This window comes from uncultured Maribacter sp., from assembly GCF_963977385.1.
Classification (GTDB): Bacteria; Bacteroidota; Bacteroidia; order Flavobacteriales; family Flavobacteriaceae; genus Maribacter.
Window position 1 is genome coordinate 86,282 of sequence record NZ_CAXBOU010000007.1, and the last position, 22,688, is coordinate 108,969.

Annotated in this window: 10 protein-coding genes; 6 read left to right on the forward strand and 4 right to left on the reverse strand. The window is 35.6% G+C overall.

Features of this window, described 5'->3' with window-relative positions; translation table 11 throughout:
• Positions 1 to 273 precede the first annotated feature (273 nt).
• Positions 274 to 3,624, forward strand: coding sequence for a VCBS repeat-containing protein (locus AAC084_RS09385; RefSeq protein ID WP_339839895.1), 3,351 nt, complete (start codon positions 274 to 276; stop codon positions 3,622 to 3,624).
• Positions 3,625 to 3,783: 159 nt separating this feature from the next.
• Here AAC084_RS09385 and AAC084_RS09390 read toward each other — a convergent pair whose 3' ends face one another.
• Positions 3,784 to 4,497: a PHB depolymerase family esterase gene (locus AAC084_RS09390; RefSeq protein WP_339839897.1), complete on the reverse strand. Its 714-nt coding sequence runs from the start codon at positions 4,495 to 4,497 to the stop codon at positions 3,784 to 3,786.
• Positions 4,498 to 4,646: 149 nt separating this feature from the next.
• Positions 4,647 to 13,217: a T9SS type B sorting domain-containing protein gene (locus AAC084_RS09395; RefSeq protein ID WP_339839899.1), complete on the reverse strand. Its 8,571-nt coding sequence runs from the start codon at positions 13,215 to 13,217 to the stop codon at positions 4,647 to 4,649.
• Positions 13,218 to 13,344: 127 nt separating this feature from the next.
• Between AAC084_RS09395 and AAC084_RS09400 the strand changes: the two genes are divergently transcribed.
• A complete protein-coding gene (locus AAC084_RS09400; protein ID WP_339839901.1) occupies positions 13,345 to 14,466 on the forward strand; it encodes a PQQ-dependent sugar dehydrogenase in 1,122 nt (373 codons plus the stop codon).
• Between the two features lie 84 nt (positions 14,467 to 14,550).
• Here AAC084_RS09400 and murQ read toward each other — a convergent pair whose 3' ends face one another.
• Positions 14,551 to 15,363: an N-acetylmuramic acid 6-phosphate etherase gene (gene murQ / locus AAC084_RS09405; RefSeq protein ID WP_339839903.1), complete on the reverse strand. Its 813-nt coding sequence runs from the start codon at positions 15,361 to 15,363 to the stop codon at positions 14,551 to 14,553.
• A gap of 4 nt (positions 15,364 to 15,367) precedes the next feature.
• Positions 15,368 to 16,150 (reverse strand): DeoR/GlpR family DNA-binding transcription regulator, encoded by a 783-nt coding sequence (locus tag AAC084_RS09410; RefSeq protein WP_339839905.1) that lies wholly within the window; start codon positions 16,148 to 16,150, stop codon positions 15,368 to 15,370.
• A gap of 169 nt (positions 16,151 to 16,319) precedes the next feature.
• Here AAC084_RS09410 and nagB point away from each other — a divergent pair, with 169 nt between their 5' ends.
• Genes nagB through AAC084_RS09430 form a run of 4 tightly spaced genes read left to right on the forward strand, consistent with a single transcriptional unit; the run spans position 16,320 to position 22,646 of the window.
• Positions 16,320 to 18,248, forward strand: a complete 1,929-nt coding sequence (gene nagB / locus AAC084_RS09415; RefSeq protein WP_339839906.1) for a glucosamine-6-phosphate deaminase — start codon at positions 16,320 to 16,322, stop codon at positions 18,246 to 18,248.
• Between the two features lie 58 nt (positions 18,249 to 18,306).
• Positions 18,307 to 19,839: a family 10 glycosylhydrolase gene (locus AAC084_RS09420; protein WP_339839908.1), complete on the forward strand. Its 1,533-nt coding sequence runs from the start codon at positions 18,307 to 18,309 to the stop codon at positions 19,837 to 19,839.
• Positions 19,823 to 21,097: an MFS transporter gene (locus AAC084_RS09425; RefSeq protein ID WP_339839911.1), complete on the forward strand. Its 1,275-nt coding sequence runs from the start codon at positions 19,823 to 19,825 to the stop codon at positions 21,095 to 21,097. Before AAC084_RS09420 ends, AAC084_RS09425 begins: the two co-directional genes overlap by 17 nt.
• Positions 21,090 to 22,646 (forward strand): glycoside hydrolase family 3 protein, encoded by a 1,557-nt coding sequence (locus tag AAC084_RS09430; protein ID WP_339839913.1) that lies wholly within the window; start codon positions 21,090 to 21,092, stop codon positions 22,644 to 22,646. Before AAC084_RS09425 ends, AAC084_RS09430 begins: the two co-directional genes overlap by 8 nt.
• The last annotated feature ends 42 nt before the right edge of the window (positions 22,647 to 22,688 follow it).

Genomic DNA, 22,688 nt, shown 5'->3' on the forward strand with positions numbered 1-22,688 from the left:
AGGGTGGTTTTTTTTAGAAAGCTGATTTTTTTAAATTATTTTAAACATAGTAGTGCTAAATCCCCCTTTTTGATATTCTCCTGAGTATATATTTAATATTTTAGAAGGAATTTATACTGAAGTTCTTTTACTAAGCTGTACATTATTTATTAACATCAACATTTGAAGTTATACTCAATGTATTTATCATTATTATGTTTAATCTTAAATTTGAACAATAATATTTATCATAGTATTTTAAGTTATTTAATACTGCAACACAAGTAAATCACAATGAAAAATCTATTATTCATTTCAATTATTATATTTTTAATAATCAGCTCATGCGGAAAGAAAGAGGAAAAACTATTTTCCAAAATAGACGCTTCACAATCAAACATAACATTTAATAATAAAATAATTGAAACTGATAGTTTCAATATACTTACCAGCGAATATATATTTAATGGAGGTGGTGTCGCAATAGGCGATTTCAACAATGACAATACTCCGGACATCTTTTTTACAGGAAATCAGGTTTCAAATAAACTTTATTTAAATCAAGGTGAACTAAAATTTAAAGATGTTACTGATATCAGTGGTCTTGCAGCCAACAATAAATGGAAAACAGGCGTAGCAGTAGTAGACATTAACAATGATGGTTTCCTAGATATATACATTTGTGCTGCTATGTATCCGTCAAATGCACAAAAAGCAAATATGCTTTTTGTCAATCAAGGATTGAATGATGAAGGTGTACCTATCTTTAAAGAATTAGCAAAAGAATATGGCATAGCTGATACAGGCAATAGCATGAATGCAACATTTTTCGATTATGATAAAGATGGTTTACTTGATCTCTACGTACTAAATAATGTTGACATACATGAACTACCCTCTAATTACAGAAAAAAAATTACGGATGGATCAGCTTTAAGCAATGATCGCTTATACCACAATAATGGCGATAATTCATTTACTGATGTGACAATAGAATCAGGCATTACTATTGAAGGCTACGGTTTGGGTATTGCTATTGCAGATTTAAATTATGATGGATGGTCAGACATCTATATCAGTAATGACTACCTAACAAATGATTTACTTTATATTAATAATCAAGATGGTACATTCAGTAATAATATAGATGAAATGGTCAAACATCAGAGCAAGTTTTCTATGGGTAATGACATTTCAGATTATAACAATGATGGTTATTTAGATATCATAACCCTTGATATGTTAGGTGAAACAAATCAAAGACTAAAAACTACCATTCGAGATACAAAGTATAATGACTATGTAATGAATGAGAGATATGGTTTCAGCTATCAATATATGAGAAATATGTTACAACTGGGCCAAGGTATTAACGTGCCTTACAGTGAAATTGGTTTATTTGCAGGAGTATCGAGAACTGATTGGAGTTGGTCTCCCCTATTTTTTGACGCTGACAATGATGGTTTTAAAGATTTAATGGTAACAAACGGGTTTCCAAGAGATATTACAGATTTAGACTTTGGAGAATTTAATTTCAATGTTAGAAGATATTTAAAACCAAGTCAAATATTAGATTCTGTTCCAGTTGTAAAAATTCCTAACTATGCTTTTAGAAATAATCAAAATGGTTTATTTAAAGATGCTAGTAGTGATTGGGGAATTGATATTCCATCGTTTTCAAACGGGGCAGCCTATTGTGATTTAGATGGTGATGGTGATTTAGATTATGTTGTAAATAATATAAATGATGAAGCATTTATATTCAAAAACAATACAAATGATAATGAAATAAAAACGAAACATTATTTAAAAGTCAAATTAATAGGCACTAAAACTAACCGAAATGGCATAGGTGCAAAACTAGTTGTTAGAAAAAAGGATAGCGAATTTCAATATCATGAACAATATTTAACTAGAGGCTATATGTCTTCCGTTGACGAAATCATGCATTTTGGTCTTGGCGAATTAAGCACTGTAAAATCTTTAGAGGTATTATGGGCTGATGGTAAATATCAATTATTAGAAAACATTAAAGTTGATCAGACAATAACATTAAATTATGAAAATGCTGTTTCTATCAAAAATCAGGAGTTGGATTTCCCACTAATACCAAAAAAATCTAATCCTATCTTCTCAGAAATCTCAAAAAAGATTGGCGTAGAATACATGCACGAAGAATTAGATATGATTGATTTTAATGTGCAAAGAATTCTACCAAAAAAACTTACTCAAAATGGACCATGTGTAACTACTGGCGATATAAACGGGGATGGTTTTGAAGATTTTATCGTTGGAAGTTCTTCCGGAAAATCACCACAACTTTTCATTCAAGATATTAAAGGTAATTTTTCAACTCAATTACTTTTTGAAGATGTTTACAATAAAACTTTCGAGGAAGAAAGTCTAGTTCTTTTTGATTTGGATAACGACGGAGATCTTGACCTTTATCTAGTTTCTGGTAGCAATGAGTTCATGAATGGAAACGAATTTTATACAGATCGATTAATGATTAACGACGGTAAAGGAAACTTTCAATTAAAAAATGAAAATATGCCTAGTATTCAGGCAAGTGGATCTGTTGTAACAGCAGAGGATTTTAATAAAGATGGATTTACAGACTTGTTTATAGGAGGTAGAACACCTTTTGCAAAATTCCCATTACCTGAAAAAAGTTTTCTGCTTTTAAATGAAAATGGCATTCTTAATGATGTAACTGACTCCATTGCACCTGAATTACGGAGTATTGGTATGCTTAACGATGCAATATGGCAAGACTTTGATAACGATGGTAGAAAAGATTTAATTGTTACAGGCGAATTCATGTCCATAACATTCTTTAAAAACGAGAAAACGAGATTAAAAAAGATTGAACAAACCGGCCTAGATAACTTATTTGGATGGTGGAATAGTATTGAAGGAGCAGATTTTGACAAAGACGGAGATATTGATTTCATTGTAGGCAATTTAGGCGGCAACAATCTTTTCCAACCCTCTACAAACAGACCGGTTACCATACTTTATAAAGATTTTGATAACAATGGAACTATTGACCCAGTATCGTTTGCCTTTTTTAGAAAAAACTATTCAGATACAACTTACGCTTCTGTACCTGTAAATTTTGGAGGTGATTTATATGGTCAAAGCCCTCTATTTAGAGACAAATTCAATATGTATAAAGAATATGCAAAGACAACTCAAGAAACACTTTTCAAAAAAGAAGAATTAGATGGTGCACAAAATTTAAAGGCAAATTTTGACAAAAGTATATATGTAGAAAATTTAGGCAATGGTAAGTTTAAATATAAAGCACTACCATTTGAAACACAGTTTTCTCCCATTAAAGACATTGCACTAACCGATTTTAATAATGATGGAAATATAGATTTATTATTGGTTGGTAATGACTACGGCAACGAAGTCTTCATTGGTAAATACGATGCTTCTAATGGTATCTTATTAAAAGGTGATGGTAAAGGAAATTTTAAAACTATACCTACTGTAGAAAGTGGTTTTTTAGCAGATGGTGATGCTAAAACTGTTTCGAAAGTTAAAAGTGCCAATGGCACTAATGATTATTATATAGTTACACAAAACAGAGGACCACTCAAAATATTTCAAAAAAATGAGTTAATACAGTATAAATAATTTCACTTTTGTTATAATGTTAAAGTCCATTCTTTAAGATTCTTTTAATGATGGACTTGAACATTATAACCTTATCAAATACATTATTCTTAAATAATTTTCAATCAACCTTTTATTAATTTGTAAAATTCAGTAATAAGGTAACTATTATAAATAATTCTATTTCAATTCTTGATTCATAAACCAATCATATAGGGCTTCTGTTTCATATGCTTTGATCCATGCATTATGCCCAACATTCGGGTATTTTGTAAATAGTACCTCATAGCCCATTTCCTCTAGCTTGGCAACCATGGTTTCAGATTCCTCAATGGGAATCGACTTGTCCTTTTCGCCATGAAATACCCAAATTGGCATTTTCCTGTTAATCCATGATGCATAAGGCAAAGGGGTCATTCCGCAAACCACAGCCATAGCAGCGAACGTATCTGGGTATTGCACGGCCATTTCCCAAGCAGCTCCTCCACCTCTACTTAAACCCGTTAAGTAAATTCTATTTTTATCGATTCGATTTCCTTCTACAATCGAATCTAGTAATTGTTTAACTGCTCTAGTATTCCACCATTTTTTTGCATTAGGATTTTGCGGTGCAAGTATTAAAAATGGAAATTTTTTTCCCTGAACAATTAATTTTGGAGGACCATTTCTCTTTACAGTAATTAAGCTATCTCCAGATTCACCTCCGCCATGTAGAAATAAAAGAATTGGAAACTTCTTTTCGGGCTCTTCAAGGTAATCTTCTGGATAATATAGATAATAGGCAAGATTCTCTTTTACATTGGTTTCCATTTCTGAATCTACCAGAACTGGCTTAACTTGAGAAGCGCAACTCTGAAAAATAACCAATAAAATAATATATAAAATATACTTCATCAACGATAGCTCTGTTTGTCTATCAAATGTACCTAAAAAGGATTGTTTTTAAAGTGTAATATAATTTGGGCTTACAATTTCGGGCTTTGTATTCTATTAAAGCAAAGAGGAGGTACAAATTGTATCTCCTCTCCTATATTTGACTATGATTATCTATACAAGGTAAAATGACCTACATATCGTATCTCATTACTATTAGCATTTACCACATACCAATAATCTCCTGTTGGCACCTCTTTGCCCTCGTAAGTTCCGTCCCAACCACTGACCTCATCTAATATAGCCACCACTCTACCATAACGGTCATAAATCTTAACTACGACACCATTAAAAAGATCCCTATTCTTTGGTGACCATATATCATTTAAATTATCTCCATCGGGTGTAAAGAAATTAGGGAATTCTAACATCCCTGTAAATTCAAAAGGTACACTTAGTTCTAAAACACAACCTTTAGCATCTACTACTCTAACATTCACCATACCACTTTCATTGGTAGTAAATGTTGTCTCTTCACCATAAGATTCTCCATTGAAGAAGAATTCATATTCACCATAACCACCTGCAGCAGAAGCAACCACTTCATTAGGTCCGGTTTTATCGACCACTAAGCTTAATGGCTCATAGCTTTCGATATTAAATTCTACACTATTGGTACAACCATTCTCATGATAAATATAGACTATGTGATCACCAGCAGGTAAATCGCCCCATACATACTCGTCTGTAGCATTAGAACTTATGGCATCGGTAGGATCTAAAGGATCAAGAGCAAACATAAATTGTGGAAGCAAATTATCGTTCATCATCTGAATGGTCGCTGTACTTGTTGGGAATATACCATCACAACCATATTGCACTTGAGGCTCTGCCGTTAAATCTACACCTATATCTATGGTAAAAAGTTCAGAAGTTGAACAGAAATTAACGTCTTGAACATAAATAACATAAGATGCCCCACCTTGTAAATCTTCAATAATCTCTCCGTTGTAAGGAGCAAATGTGGCAGTACCTGTTTCATCTATAGGATCCACCATTTCAATCTTATATTCAAAATATGGGGTAGCGCTCACTAAGGCATCATTAAATGGAGTGCCGCCAGCGATATCGAAAACTACAGACCCATTATTAGCTCCAATACAAAGCTCTGGAGTTGTACTGATATTAATAACTTGTAATTGATCAGGCTCTTCAACCGTAATGAAATCTTTTTCAAAACAACCATTCTCATCTTGTATTAGAATCTCATAAGTACCAGCTGCTAGCTCATCGAACGTATAGGTACCAGGATTGTCAGCATCACTAAAGAACTCATTAAAATTAGGTGCGATAGCAAATTGAATTAAACCAACTCCGCCATTACTTACAGAAACAGTAATTGTACCATCTTCTTCACCATTACAACTTACATTGCTAGGTACTGCATCAAAAATTATTGGTTCTGGTCTAATGATTTCGAACGGACCTGCAATATCCATACAAGTAGCACCACTAGTTACTGCAATATAATAGCTTGTTCCTTCTGGTAATGCTTCAAACGTTCCGTTTTCTTGAGGTCCTCTTACCAAGGTAGCTGTCGCTGATGGATTAAATGCATCTACTGGATCACCCTCATAAAGATAAAATAAGTCTTCACCTACACCGCCATTTACAAATGATTCAATTCTACCATCTAGTTCTGAAGCACAAGAAATATCATCTGGTAAATTCGGTAATAAAGTAATACCCGTTGCATTGGTCATGGTAATACCATTTGATCGTATTGCTGGGCAAGCTCCTGCAGAGTTTACCTTTCTTACATCAAATTGATAAGTTATTCCTTCTACACCCGAAACTGTAACTGAATTTCCAATCATTGGGATATATGTTCCAAGAGTTGCTCCATTTTCTACTCTCAAGTATTCATAGGTAAATAATGGGTCAGGATTTTCAACGGTCAACCTCATTTCACCATCACCTCCACAACCGGGCACTCTTGTCTGTACTAATAAAGGTTGAATTGGTGGTGGTGGATCTACAAAATAAGCTTCAGTCACAAATGAACAACCAAAACTAGATGATACCTCTATAGCATACCAACCTGTACTGATATATCCTCCACTATCCCCAACAAAGGTTGGTGTGTTTTGAAGTCCACTTTGTGAAACTATATCTGTATTATCGTTACCATTCAAGTAAAGTAATGTATAATTATATCCAGCACTTACAAAGCCTCCACTAGCCCCTGCCAGAGCAGTCAATACATCACCGGAAGTAATATCATAAGCTTCTAGAACTGCATTGTTACCATTAGGGCAATCAAGACCCTGTGGCTCTCTTATGCCAGCAACTATTTGAGGAACTTCTTCCAGTTCAATTTCAAAGGTATTCGTACAACCTTCTATATCTCTAACCTCTACTTGGTAAAATCCGAAAGAAAGGCCTGTAAACTTATTATTGTTTGAGAATGCGTTTATCTCTGTCGCATAGGTAGCACCATTGTCAGCACTAATCAACAACCTAAATTCATAAGGGATAGTATCCCAACCACCAGTTCCTGTAGCGTTTATTTCACCAGTATCATTGGTACAACTTACATTACCTATAGATTCAGCAGTTACTTGAAGAGGGCCGTTCGGAGTTCTAATATTAGCAACATTACTTGTCGCAGAACAAAACGGCATACCCGTTGAAACGATATCTACTATTAAATTACCGCCTGGCAAGTTTTCTATACGAGCTTCCTCGCCATTACCATCAGGATAATTATTCGTATCAAAACTACCTGAAGCCAATACTGTAGACCTCGAAACATCGGTAGCCTGATAAACCTCATAGTTATATGTTCCCGAATAATCACCAACAGTAATAAACAACGCTCCATCGTTTCCTGGCACAGCACAACTTACAGGCTTAGCCTCACTGATTAAAGCTGTAGGAACTATAGGTTGATTAACCGTATGTACTGGCATTGGATATGTACATCCGACAGTATTATCCGTTATCTCGAACAAATAATCTCCAACATCAGAAAGATACACATCAACATAATTATTACCTGAAGTATTTGTTACTGCAGCAACTGGAGTAACAGATACTGTATTCACAGTAAAATCATTAGTTCCAATAACTTCTATACGTACGCGCTCGTCATCTCTACAGTTTAAAATATCGACTTCAATAATCGTGGGAATAACATCTGTTGGTGGATTGATAGTCGGAACATTAAAAGTTGTTTGACAACCGTTGCCATCGATTGCATAAACTGTGATGTTTTGGGTAGAACCATTATCTACTATTTCAAAAGTATTACCAGTTTGATAGTTTGAAAAACCCGTAATACTGTACTGATATCCAGAACCAACTGTTCCTAGATCAACTATACCTACGGTAATAATGGTTGAACTATATCTATTAGCACCTGGTTCACAAGCAAAGTCTGGTGCACTAGCAGTTATACTAAAAGCATCAGGATTATCAATTGTATGAACCGCAGATAATACTTCACAATTACGAGCAGTTACCACTTGAACTTGGTAGTCACCTGCAGGCAAACTAGAGAATGCACCAGTTGTGTTTCTATCCTGCTCTGTAGCTGTCGTTAAGTTATTTAAAATATAAGTTAATGGTGTATCTTGAGAAGTAAATGGAACAGCTGCATTAGCCGGACCAACAACAACTTCTATAGAACCATCATTTTCATCTCTACAACTAATATCTATTGCTTCTTCAGAAACAATAACCGGTTGTGCTGCTTGATTTAGTATGATGTTTGTTACCCTAGTTTCACAGAAACCAGCACCATCATTCACAATATTATCTGTGATTAACACCTCATAAGTTCCAGGTGTCAATCCTGTGAATAACGGATTATTAGTTTGCGTAATAGGACCTACTGAATTTGAGTTATAATCAGTTCCCGTAAGCTCATATTCAAAATCTCCACTACCACCGTTCGTACTTATTGTTATTACTCCATCAGCATCATTACAAGTACTATCAGTTGAAAATCTACCTGTAGCAGATAAGAAATCATAAACTGTGGCAGTACCTTGACTACTACAACCATTAGCATCAACAACATCTACCACATAATCCCCAGGGCTACTAACTATGTACGTATATTCCCAAAAACCACCTACTATCGTCGGTAATTGTTCATCACCTCCCAAAGTAAATCTTGGCGTATTTATAGTATTAGGCACTCTTACCGTAATATCAAAAGCAGTAGAAGTAGGATCACACTGATTTACAACTGTAAAATCTGGCACTGCCAAATCTGGATCTAATGATATAATGGTAGCTATATCAAATGAAGTACAACCACTTACATCTCTTACATACACATCATAAGTACCATCTGGTGCAGAGAATGTAGTGTCAGTAGTCCAATCTATAGCAGTTGGAGCAATACCGGCATCCATAAAGGCAAACTCATATGGCCCGCCAGAACCTCCTCTACCTTGTACGGTTACCTGACCAAATGCATTACAATTGGCAGGAACTTCTTGTAAAATATCTATGTCCGGTAAATTTTGAAGAACTAAAACCGGATCTGCCGCTGTACAAGTATCTGTTATATTAGTAACTAATATTTGATAATCACCTGGTAATTCTGGATAAGCTCCATTATAAGGTAAGCCTGTAGTTAAAACTGAATTCTCAAGTATAATACTTGACCCATCTTCATTGTTTATCAATTCTATTCTTAAAAGATCACCAATGTCATAACCTGTAATTTCATAAGTTATTTCTCCATTCCTATTAGTATCACAAGCGCCAGGTGTAGAATCTGCTGTAACACCTAAAGCAGAAAAACCGTCTATTGGTGGTATTTCTTGCTCATAAGTACAACCTGTACCTACATCTAAAACAACTACGGTATAAGCTACACCATATTGAATTCCGTCTGTAACATTACTGAATGTATGATCATCAGCCGCAGGCGTATTATTTAAGTTATAAAAAGCTGGCTGATCTATCAACCTTATTTGATAAGGACCAGTGCCTCCACTAACGGAAACAGCATAAGTAAAAGCCGTATCATCACAATCAACAGGTGCTGGCGGTGGTATAGGTGTTATCACAACTTCATTGGAAGTTATGGTTACAGTATCTATATCTGTACAACCATTAGAATCTACAGTAATAACCGTATAATTACCTGTTACTAAGCCTGCATCTAATATTTGCAATGGTAATGCAGAAGGATCAACATCTTCTCTACGTGTAATTTCTACGCCTGTATTATCTTCAATAATAAAATCGAAATTTGGGGTGCCTTGCGTAACATCGACAGTAATACCCCCACTTACTGGACCACTACCACCACAAATCGCCTGAACTTCAGTAACAATAGTAGCTGGCGGTGGAGTATTATCTAAAACAATATCAAAAGTATCTACAACTGTTTCACAACCTCTAGCATCTCTTACCAAATAAGAATACGTACCAACCGTTAAGTTTGAGTATACAGTTTCAGATGCCCATCCATTTCCATTGAAATTAATTTCATATGGTGGTACACCACTTGTTGCATCTGGTGTTATAGTAACCGCACCATTATTAGTTGAGCTACAGCTTACCGGTCTAGTAGTAACAGCTGCTGCAGCAATATTCTGAGGTGGATGTAAAGTAATAGCAACAGACTGCGCTACACAACCACTACTAGTAGTATTGTTATCTGTAATTCTAAAAACATAGTCGCCAGGAGTAGCAGTATCATGGAAAAAATTATCAGAAGTTAATGGAAATGCAGCACCAAAAGTTGCTCCACCATCCTCACTAACTTCGTATTGTTTTGCACCTGCTCCAATAGTATAACCACCGTTAACACTTACATTTATTCTACCAGGATTACCACCACATGGTATTTCAGTTTCTATACTAGTATTCACTCTTAATTGAGGTTCTATAGTAATAGGAAGACTATCTGAACAGTCATTACCATCTACCACTTCAATGGTATAATTTCCAGGTGCAAGTCCAGAGAAAGATGCACTCGCCTGTAAGGTTCCGCCGTTAATTCTATATTGATGTGTACCTACGACTGCCGTTCCTGCAGTTGAAGTTACCGCTACCGTTGCACCCACTCCAGCCACATAACAAAAATCAGATGCTGGTCCGTCTAAAGAAACAGTCGGAGCATCAATTGGATTTAAATCAAAAGAAAAAGTAGCTGTACAACCTTCAACATCTTCTACAGATAAGGTATAGGTTCCAATGGCAGAAAGATTACTAAAACTTCTTCCTGATTTTGGACCAATTTGTGGTCCGGTTGGTGGTATTAACGTATATCTGTATGCTCCCCATCCCCCTGTTGCTGTTGCTCTAACAGCGCCTAAATTGCCATTTGCACAACTCATTGGCGTAACAACACTAGTAGATAAGTCTAAAATCGGCGCATCTTGAATATCAAAAGAGGCGGTATCCGTACAACCAGTATCAGCATCTGTTATAGTAATAGTATAGGTACCTGCACCTGATAATGGAAGAACAACTTCAGTATCACTTTGTGGACCACCTGTAAACAGGCCTCCATTTATATCATATGTATAGTTATTAGCGAATCCGTCGATAATAAATGTTCCTGTTCCATCTGTAGCACCATTACAAACTCTCAAATCTCCGCCCGATTTTACACGAACACGAATTGAGCTCATAACAATAGGTCTGAAACCTTCTGTATAAGAGCATCCATTAACATCAGTAATTTGAAAAATATAAGCTTGAGAAGTCAGTAATCCTGTAAAAGTATCGTTATTACCATTATCAAAATAAGCTGGGCTTATTATTTCATATCTGTTGATAGCTGCATTACTTGTTGGAGTTAACTGAACATCTGAAGTACCGGCCGAACAACTTATATTACTTTGAACAAAATCTAAATTAGTTGGGGGATCTACATCAAATATTTCAATTGATGTAATTTCTAAGCGACATCCGCCTGCATCACGAATAATTGGCGTGTAAACTCCCGCAGACAAACCACTATATGATGTGGTAGTTGAAAAATTAACTCCATCAATACTAAAAACATAACCACTGCCAGAACCTCCTGAAAATGGACCTACAAAATCTATCTGACCGCCATTGGTTCCTGAACTAGTACAGCTAACGTCAGAAATTTTATTTGCAGAACCTGTCAAAGTACCTACTGTTGTTACCGCTATAGAAGGCAAGTCTAATGTACATTCAAAACCACCTTGTTGGTACCTTACTTCAATATCATTATACGTACCTGCCGCTACAGAAATTTGAGGTGTACCAACCCAAGGTTCAGAAGCGCTTTCTCTAAACGAAATATTATAACCTCTTCCATTATTTATTATAAAGTCTAATTTTGCTCCTCCATTACTACATGTACCGTCAATACCTGTAACCGTTATATCTGGTGGTAATAATGTTTCTACATCAGAAGAAGCATTTATAATACAGCCATTACTATCGGTTATAACGAAGTCATATGTACCATCGGTTGTCACCGTATATGTGGTCGTACCAGAATCTGTTGACGCATTACCGAAGGATGGTTGCACTGGCCCACCATTAACCCTAAAGGTATAAGGAGCTGAGCCACCTGTAGTATTTAAAGTAATATCTACACTAGAAATATCAGAGCACCCAAAACTACTGTTAACTTCAGTAGAGGCATCTAAAGCTGAAGCCCCTGCACCAATAGTTAGTGGGTTACCACTAGTATCAAAACTCTGTCTTGGTGCTGTAATTCCGTTCAACGGGTCACCCGTGCATTGTTGTGTTTCTACTTGAACAGTATACGTACCAAAACCTACAGCAGAAAAAGTGTAAGGATTAGTTGATACAAAAGCAGTAAATTCTTGTGCTACACCACTAGAATTCAACAACGTATATTTATAAGGACCAGGTACATTAGAAGCTGTAACCGTTATACTACCGGTATCACCACTACATAATGCATCTGTAAAAGTAGCAGATATCTGAATCTCTTTCTCTTCAATTACTATAGGCTCATACGGATATTCACAAGTGTTTGCCGTATTTTTTAATCTTGCCTTAATATTATAGGTACCAGGCGCTAGATTAGAAAATATAGCACTTTGCCAGCTAACACCGCCATCAATACTAAACTCATAGGCACTAGATAAATTGGTAATTTGTATTCTACCATCTACACCGCAGATATAATCTTGTTTTACAAAGGTTTGGGTAATGGTGCTTTTCTTTACCTTGAAATAGTATGTTTGTCCGTCAGCAATTACTCGATATTCGGCACCTGTTGTTGATGGAACTGAGCTTGCATCTAACGAAAAAGTTTGAGCACCAGAAACTTGAGTATAACAAGAGCCTGTATTTGGACATTCCGTATTTACATTCGGGCTACAAGAACCACCCAATATTTGCCATGATACATTAGTATAAGTACCGCCGGATAAGCTTATTATTCGGTCATCATATTCACCACAAAGATTAAAACGTGCTATTGTAAAACCGTTATCATCACAGTTATCAATATCATCTGCCCCTTTAATGATTGTTGCAAACATTGCTGGTGCGGCCTCAATTGACTTGCTAGCAACATTAATTTTCTTTTCTAAATTAGGTTGTCTGTTCGTGGTTATTGAAACCGCCTTTTCTATAACTAAAGAAACCTCCTCAAATAAGGTGCTTACTTTAGAATTGGCAAGTGCCGTAGTACCAACAACCGAAATAAGAAGCAGAAGCAGTACATACAGCGTGAACCGCTGTTGTTTTGGAAGCATAGGTTAAGATTCGTTTAAAAGAACAATAGTGATTTGGGATCTTTACCGTTCTTTGGTGTAATTTTATATACTTATATTTTATCTTTAAATAATCATTAGTCCTCTAACATATTTCTAACGCACCAATATGAAAAAAAGTATCATTCTAAGAATTTTATTTGTTGTAATACTCAACAATTCTTGCGCGCAAGATGCTGAAAACAAAGTAAATACACCAGAAATTCCTGTTTTTAAAGCAGTGCTGTTCGTCGATGAGCTACAGGTTCCATGGGGGTTCACCTTCCTTCCTGATAAAAGTATTTTAATAACAGAAAAAGAAGGAAAATTAATTCATTTTTCAAATGGTAAAAAATCGATAATCGGTAATATTCCTGAAGTTTATCAACGTGGGCAAGGCGGACTTCTCGATATTGAAATTCATCCTAATTATGAAAAAAATGGATGGATATATTTTACATATGCATCTGCTGAAGGGGACGAAAAAGGAGGACATACTGCTCTAATGCGGGCACAATTGAAAAACAACACTCTTATCAATAAAGAATTGCTTTACAAAGCAGTACCAAATACAACAAAAGGGCAGCATTTCGGCTCTAGAATTGTTTTTGACAATGAAGGATACATTTACTTCTCTATTGGCGAAAGAGGTGACCGAGATAGTAACCCCCAAGATATTAAAAGAGATGGCGGAAAAATATACCGGTTACATGATGATGGTCGTGTACCAAAAGACAATCCGTTTGTTAACGTAGCTGGGGCTAAGACCGCTATATACAGCTATGGTCATAGAAATCCTCAAGGGTTAATAAAACACCCGAAAACCGGTAAAATTTGGGATAATGAGCACGGACCAAGAGGTGGAGATGAAATAAATATAATAAAAAAAGGTGCCAATTATGGCTGGCCTTTGGTAACCTATGGAATTAATTATGGTGGCACTCCCATTACCGATAAAACAGAAATGAAAGGTATGGAACAACCAATTCATTATTGGGTACCCTCAATTGCCCCAAGTGGTATGGCTTATGTAACCTCTGATAAATATACAAATTGGAAAGGAAGTTTATTGGTGGGTTCTTTAGCCTTTCAATACTTGGAGAGATTGGTTTTAGACGGAACAAAAGTTGTTACACGTGAAAAATTAATGGATGGTTTTGGAAGGGTTCGTACCGTAAAACAAGGTCCAGACGGATTTATTTATGTAGCCGTTGAAGGTAAGGGCCTTTATAAATTAATTCCAATAAAATAAACGAAAGAAAAACGCATCAATCTAATATTCATCGATTGATGCGTTCTTTCTTTAAAATAAGACTAGTTAAAAAAATCTTAGGGTTTAAGCCCTACCAGCATCTATGGCCAATTTCACTGAGCCGTGTTTTTTCAACAATGCTTCTGCTTCAGGATATTCAATATCTAAACCTTCCATAATATAACGTGTACCACGGTCAACCAACTTATCATTACTTAGTTGCATGTTCACCATTTTGTTTCCTTTCACTCTACCTATCCTAATCATTAGGGCGGTAGATATCATATTTAAAACTAGTTTCTGAGATGTACCACTTTTCATTCGGGTACTACCTGTTAGAAACTCAGGGCCAACATTAATTTCGATAGGGATGTCTGCTATTCTTGCAATCGGCGCACCTGGGTTATTTGTTATTGCCGCCGTTAGTATTCCATTCTTTTTCGCGTCTTCTAATCCACCAATAACATATGGCGTACTTCCAGAAGCAGCAATACCAACAACGACATCATTTTTTGTAATATCATGTGCCATCAAATCTATCCAAGCTTGCTTAGTCGCATCTTCTGCATTCTCAACGGCCTTTCTAATAGCGGTATCACCACCTGCGATTAATCCGATTACACGTTCATGTGGCAAACCAAAAGTTGGTGGTATTTCTGACGCATCTAAAATACCTAAGCGCCCACTAGTACCTGCTCCAATGTAAAACAATCTACCTCCCATTTCAAAACGTTGAGCCAAGGCGTCAACCAATTTAATCACTTGCGGTATTGTTTTCTCTACTGCCGAAGCGACCTTATGGTCTTCTTCATTAATTTTTTGTAGAATAGTTTTTGTATCCATCAACTCCAAATTCTCATGATTAGATGGGGTTTCAGTAATTTTTTTATAATCCATATAATTATATAATTTTTATATCGTGATTTTTAAAGGGCTTAAGTAGTCTATCTTCAGGCTTCAATTCAGTAATCATCGTATTAATATTATTAATATCACATGTTTTATATCGATGCTGGGAATTTAACTTCTCTGAAATAGATAATAAAACTGTTTTTTTAGAAGCTTTAATAACCGCTTTTTTAATTTGAACAATATCCCAATCGAACTCTGTTAATCCGTAAATGGCATCAACGTATCCTGTACCTATAAAGCTATAATCGAACCGTACTTCTGAAAGATGATGAATTGCATTGGCCCCAATTGAAATTTGAGCTTCCTTTGATATTTGACCACCAATTGAAATAACGTTAATATTAGCCTTGTGCGATAATTCCATAGCCACCGGTAAACTAATTGTAAAGCAGGTAAGATTCAGATTTTCAGGAATAATACGTGCGAGTTCCATGCAAGTTGTACCTCCATCTATAAAAATAACAGCCCCATCTCGTAACAACCCAACTGCTTTAGCAGCAATCGTTGCTTTATCCTCTATCTTATAGATGTTGGTATTTCTAGCACTATTGGTCATATAACCCATAGAAATTGCACCGCCATGAACTTTTCGTAATTTATTGTCCGCGTCGAGTTCTTTAACGTCTCGCCTTATAGTATCTATGGACACATCTAAAGCTTCAGCAATATCTGTTATTAATATTCTATTATGAAGATCTACCTCATTTAAAATTGTCTGCTGACGTTCCTCTTTAAGCATAAAATTGCTATTATTATCTAATAATACGAGCAAAGATAGTAATTTTATTAACTTGCTGTTTTATGTCGTCAATGTAATCTAAACACTATTTAAATATTAATTAACAGCAAATAACAGCATAATTACTTGCAAAAAGCCGCATTTAAGTAAAATAACGTATATATTTGCATGATTTAAAAACCTAAAATTTCATTGAAACTTTATGAAAAACGCCGTTAAAGACATTAAAATTGACATTGGTCACCAACCTATAGGACAGTTTGAAGAAACAAGATTCGAAAAGATTCATAATGTGATCTTTCAAGATTCTAATAAAGCCTCTATTGAAGTGGCACAGGAAATTGCGAGTCTAATAAAGAAAAGACAAGGTCAAAAAAGAAATTGTGTTTTAGGGTTGGCTACAGGGTCATCTCCAATAAGGGTGTATGAAGAATTGGTACGCATGCACAAAGAAGAAGGCTTGAGTTTTAAAAATGTGGTAACCTTCAATTTAGATGAGTATCTACCCATGGAACCGAATAACATTCAAAGTTATTTTTACTTCATGCACGAGCATCTATTTAATCATGTTGATATTCCTGAAAAAAATATCCATATTCCAGACGGCACAGTAAGTAATCAAGACACAACGGCATATTGTCTTAGTTATGAACGAAAAATAAAAGAAAATGGCGGTCTCGATTTTCAATTATTAGGTATTGGTAGAACAGGTCACATAGGTTTCAATGAACCCGGGTCTCATTTTAATTCAGGTACTAGGGTTATCACCTTAGATCATATAACACGCGTTGATGCCGCCCCTTCATTTCTAGGAATAGACAATGTACCCAGAAAGGCAATAACCATGGGTATTTCTACCGTGAGAAAAGCAAAACGTATCGTTCTTTTAGGATGGGGTCAGAATAAAGCTGAAATAATTAAAAAGACTATTGAGGGTGAAGTTTCATCGCATGTACCTGCGACTTATTTACAGAACCATGACAATTGTACTTTTGTTTTAGATACAGGAGCTGGAAGCGAACTTACACGTAACAAAACACCTTGGCTAGTAGATGCCTGTAAATGGAATGAAGATTTAAAAGCCAAAGCAATGGTTTGGCTATGTGAAACTACGGGCAAAACTATCTTAAGCTTAACGGATAAAGACTATAATGATAACGGTATGGCAGATCTTCTAGCTTTAGAAGATTCTTACGACCTTAACATTAAAATGTTCAATAAACTACAGCATACTATAACTGGCTGGCCTGGTGGCAAACCAAATGCAGATGATACACATAGACCTGAACGTGCTACACCAGCTAAAAAGCGTGTTATCATATTTAGCCCTCACCCAGACGATGATGTTATCTCTATGGGAGGTACTTTTGATAGACTTGTAGAACAAGGACACGATGTACATATCGTTTATCAGACTTCAGGAAATATAGCGGTATCTGATACTGATGCTAGAAAATATGCTGAGATAGCCATGCAAATACATCCTTCAGATGAGGCTGAAAAAATTATAAAATCAATTACCGAGAAAAACGAGACGCAAATAGATTCGGCAGAGGTTCGTAACCTAAAAGGTAAAATAAGACGGGGTGAATCATATGCTGCAACTAGATATATGAGCTTACAAGATGAAAAAGTGCATTTTTTAGATTTACCATTTTATGAAACGGGCACCATTAAAAAGAAGAATTTATCAGAAGAAGATATTGCATTGGTTGTCGATATAATTGAAAAGATAAAACCTCATCAAATTTATGCCGCAGGTGATTTAGCCGACCCACACGGCACACACAAAGTTTGTTTAGATGCTGTTTTCTCTGCTTGTGAACAACTGAAATCTGAATCATACATGAAAGATTGTTGGGTGTGGCTATACCGAGGAGCATGGCACGAATGGGATATCAATGAAATTGAAATGGCCGTACCAATGAGTCCTGGTCAAGTTTTAAAGAAAAGACATGCCATTTTCTGTCATCAATCTCAAAAAGACGGAGTAATGTTTCAAGGTGATGATTCAAGAGAATTTTGGATGCGTGCCGAAGAGAGAAATCGAAATACCGCTAATAAATATAAAGCGTTGGGCTTATCGTCTTATGCCGCAATGGAAGCCTTTGTTAGGCATAAATTTAATTAACAAATAAACTTGATTAAAAAGGCCTATTTTAGTTCTAAAATGGGCCTTTTTTTACATTATGTCAAAATACACATTCCTCTTTCTTCTTATAATTCTATTTAATTCTTGCGGAATTTTCAATACCTATGATAAATATCCTAAAACTGAATTTAGAGGTGTTTGGATTGCAACTGTCGTTAATATCGATTGGCCAAAGAACGGTAATGATACTACCGAGAAACAGAAAGCCGACTATCTAAAGATTTTAGATTTTTATCAGAAAGAGAATTACAATGCAGTTATTGTACAAGTAAGAGCTGCTGGCGATGCTTTTTATGAATCTGATTACGCACCTTGGTCACGATTTTTAACGGGAGAAGAAGGTACTCCACCACAATGGAACACTGATGTATTGGAATGGATGATTTTGGAGGCTCATCAACGTGGAATGGAATTTCACGCTTGGTTAAATCCGTACAGGGCAACATTTGATGAAAATTTTGAAGTCCTTGCCGAATCTCATGATTATTGCACACACCCTGAATGGATGGTGCATTATGGTAAAAAGAACTATTACAACCCGGGTTTACCTGAAGTTCGAAACCATTTTTCAAACATCATTGCTGAAATTGTATCAAACTATGATGTAGATGCCATCCACTTTGATGATTATTTTTATCCGTATAAAATTAAAGATGCCATTTTTAATGATTCTATTGCCTTTGAATCCTATGCTAAAAAAGATCAGACAATTGATGATTGGCGACGTAGCAATATTGATTCTTTAGTAAAACAATCGTACGAAACAATTAAGTCGATAAAACCATGGGTGCAGTTTGGTATTAGTCCGTTCGGAGTTTGGAAAAACAACTCAACAGATCCTAAAGGTTCAAACACCAAAGCTGGACAAACTACCTACGAAGATTTATATGCAGACCCATTACTTTGGATGGAAAAAGGATGGATAGATTATTTGGCTCCACAAGTATATTGGAGTATGGATTTACCCGTAGCATCACATAAAACTATTATTGATTGGTGGTCAAAAAACAATTTCAATACAAACCTTTATGTTGGAAACGGTGCTTATAAAATTCGAAATAACAGTGATAAAGCGTGGGACGATATAAAAGAATTACCAATGCAATTAGAGCTAGCTAGAGAAACACCTGAGATTTCTGGCAACATAATGTTCAGTGCTAAATCTCTTATGAACGATAATGACGATGTTGTAAAATACATTCATAAAAAGTATTACAAACTACCTGCTCTGAATCCCGCTTTCCCATTATCAAATATGGCTACATTGAAAACACCACATTTATCCATTACAGAACAAAACGAAAAAGACTTTATTCTTCATCTCGATGACACCAAAAATATGCGCTATGCGTTACTTTATAAATCTGGTCGTAAGGCAAAAGACGAATACCCTATTAAAAAATTAGTTTATAAGATTTTCTTAGATGGCAGCCCAAATAGACTGCTAATTCCAAGAAACCAGATATCAAACAACTTTTTAGCACTTAGTTTTATAGATGTATATGGTGTTGAGACTGAACCGACAATAATTAATATAAAGCAACTTGCAAAAAATGATACAAAAAGATAAAGGAGCATGGGCATGGGTGCCCGTTCTATATTTCACGCAAGGCTTACCCTATGTATTAGTGGTCACAGTATCAGTGATTATGTATAAAAAATTAGGCGTAAGCAATGAAGATATCGGACTTTACACCAGTATTTTATATTTACCATGGGTCTTAAAACCTTTATGGAGCCCTTTTGTTGATTTAAAAAGCACAAAGCGAAAATGGTTTTTAGCTATGCAACTTTTAATAGCAATATCGCTCTTGGGAGTTGGTTTAACCATACCGACCAATATGTTTTTCATTTCTTCACTAGCCTGTTTTTGGATGGCCGCATTTGCATCAGCAACCAATGATATTGCTTCAGATGGTTATTACATGCTTGGGTTAACCGAAAAAAAACAGTCCTTTTTTGTTGGTATGCGAAGTACTTTTTACAGATTGGCCATGGTTACAGGAGAAGGGTTGATTGTTGTTCTAGCAGGCTTTTTAGAAAACAAATATGGTGATAACACTAAAGCATGGAGTATTACGATGTCTGCAGCAGCTTTTTTAATGTTGATAATGACTGTTGCAAACTTTTTCGTTACTCCGAAATATGAGTCGGAAAATGACGAGCTAAAGGAAAAACCTAAAGGGTTTTTAGAAGTGTTTTCCTCCTTCTTTAAAAAGCCAGGAATAGGTATCGCATTAGCTTTCATTTTAACCTACCGTTTGGGAGAATCGCAATTAGTAAAAATGGCGTCACCTTTTCTATTAGATACTCCAGATGAAGGAGGTCTTGGCTATTCAACCGAACAACTTGGAACCATTTTTGGTACCGCGGGAGTTGTATTTCTTTCCATAGGAGGAATTCTAGGTGGTATATTAATTTCAAGGGATGGTCTAAAAAAATGGATGCTACCCATGGTGCTTTCATTGAACTTACCTAACATTTTATATGCAGTACTGGCAGTAACCAATACAACCAACATTTATGCCGTAACCACAACAGTTATATTCGAAAAATTTGGCTACGGATTCGGGTTTGCAGCATTTTTAATGTACCTCATATACATTGCCGACGGAAAATCGAAAACCTCTCATTATGCCATAGCTACAGGCTTTATGGCATTAGGCATGATGCTGCCCGGCATGGTAAGCGGTTATATACAACAATGGCTAGGCTATGATGGCTTTTTTGTTTGGGTAGTTATCGCAGCCTTACCTGCTCTTTTCTTATTAAAGTTTATTTCTTATCCGGCAGATTTCGGTAAAAAAACTACAGTTCCTAATGAATAAAATGATATCAACAACTGAGGCTATTGACCAACTTTCTAAAATTGAAAAAGTAGGTCAACTATTTATGCCTGCTGCCTTCATTAACGATACAGAAGAAGAAATACAGCAAATTGAAAAACTAATTTCTACATACCATGTTGGTGGATTTTGTTTTTTTCACTCTAGGGCAAGTGCTGCCACTAATTTTGAAGGGAAAAAGAAAGTAGTAAAAAATGAGAACAGTTTTGAGGTGCTTAAAAACCTCATCATTAGATATCAAAAAGCTGCCACCTATCCCCTATTAATTTCAATTGATGCAGAATGGGGACTGGCCATGAGAATTGAAAATACACCTCAGTATCCTTACGCCATAACACTTGGTGCAAATGTCAAAAATATAGACCTGACTTTTGAAGTAGGTAAGCAAATCGCTAAAGATTGTAAAGCAGCGGGTATTCATTGGAATCTTTCACCCGTGGTTGATATTAACACGAATCCTAATAATCCGGTAATAGGTTATCGTTCCTTTGGTGATGATAAAGAGAACGTAGTTTCATTGGCTACTGCATATATAAAAGGAACGCAAAGTGAAGGTGTTCTTACAAGTATTAAACATTTTCCGGGTCATGGAGACACCGCAACAGATTCGCATTTAGGACTACCTGTAATTAATAAATCTAAAAAGGAACTTTTGGAGAATGAGTTGTTCCCTTTCCAAAAACTTATCGATGAAGGAGTAGATTCAGTTATGGTGGGACACTTATCCGTTCCTGCCTTAACGAATAATAAAAATCTACCATCAAGTATTAATAAAGATATTATTACAGGTGTTCTTAGAAATGAAATGGGATTTGATGGCGTGGTTATTTCAGATGCATTAAACATGCATGCAGTTTCTAAAAATTATCCTGTTCATGGTGAGTTAGAATGGCTTGCCTTTGATGCGGGTAATGACGTATTATGTTTTGCCGAACATATTGAAGAGGGAATACAAATGATCTTAGAAAATGCAACGGAAGCTCAAATTAATAAAAGCATTGAACGTATTTGGAAGTTAAAAGTAAAAGCAATTCAACAAAAAGATATACCAGAAAAATTAACGGACCCTAGTTCTCTTAACAGAAAAATTGCCGAACATTCGCTTACTTTCCTTAACGGAACCGTAGAAGAAATTAAAGAATTTAGAACATCGAATTTCTGCACTCTAACCTTAAAAAGGTATGACACATACCAATCTGAAAAAGAAATTTCAGCTTCTGTAAAAGAAATGCAAAAAGAAATCGTCAATGAAACCGAAATACTTTTACTACTTACACCACCACAAATTAAACCAACGAACAATTTCGGATTCCTTCAACAGGAAATAGATTTTGTGAATGAAATAATTCAGTCGAAAAGAGTGGTCCTATATCACTTTGGAAACCCGTATGCTTTAAAATTTTTCAAAACAAAAAATACAATTGCTGCTGTTATTGCTTATCAAAATTTCAAGGAATTTCAAGATGTAGCTACAGAGCATTTTCTAGGAACTTTTGAAGCTAAAGGAAAGCTTCCTGTTTCTCTAACATAACAAAATTGACAATTCAATTAGAACATAAAAGAGCATCCTCAA

What these genes read in the sequence shown, in the direction of transcription:
- AAC084_RS09420 (WP_339839908.1), top strand. Translation starts at nt 18,307, where the DNA reads ATGTCAAAATACACATTCCTCTTTCTTCTTATAATTCTATTTAATTCT.
- AAC084_RS09400 (WP_339839901.1), top strand. Translation starts at nt 13,345, where the DNA reads ATGAAAAAAAGTATCATTCTAAGAATTTTATTTGTTGTAATACTCAAC.
- murQ (WP_339839903.1), bottom strand. Translation starts at nt 15,363, where the DNA reads ATGGATTATAAAAAAATTACTGAAACCCCATCTAATCATGAGAATTTG.
- AAC084_RS09425 (WP_339839911.1), top strand. Translation starts at nt 19,823, where the DNA reads ATGATACAAAAAGATAAAGGAGCATGGGCATGGGTGCCCGTTCTATAT.
- AAC084_RS09385 (WP_339839895.1), top strand. Translation starts at nt 274, where the DNA reads ATGAAAAATCTATTATTCATTTCAATTATTATATTTTTAATAATCAGC.
- AAC084_RS09395 (WP_339839899.1), bottom strand. Translation starts at nt 13,217, where the DNA reads ATGCTTCCAAAACAACAGCGGTTCACGCTGTATGTACTGCTTCTGCTT.
- AAC084_RS09390 (WP_339839897.1), bottom strand. Translation starts at nt 4,497, where the DNA reads ATGAAGTATATTTTATATATTATTTTATTGGTTATTTTTCAGAGTTGC.
- AAC084_RS09430 (WP_339839913.1), top strand. Translation starts at nt 21,090, where the DNA reads ATGAATAAAATGATATCAACAACTGAGGCTATTGACCAACTTTCTAAA.
- nagB (WP_339839906.1), top strand. Translation starts at nt 16,320, where the DNA reads ATGAAAAACGCCGTTAAAGACATTAAAATTGACATTGGTCACCAACCT.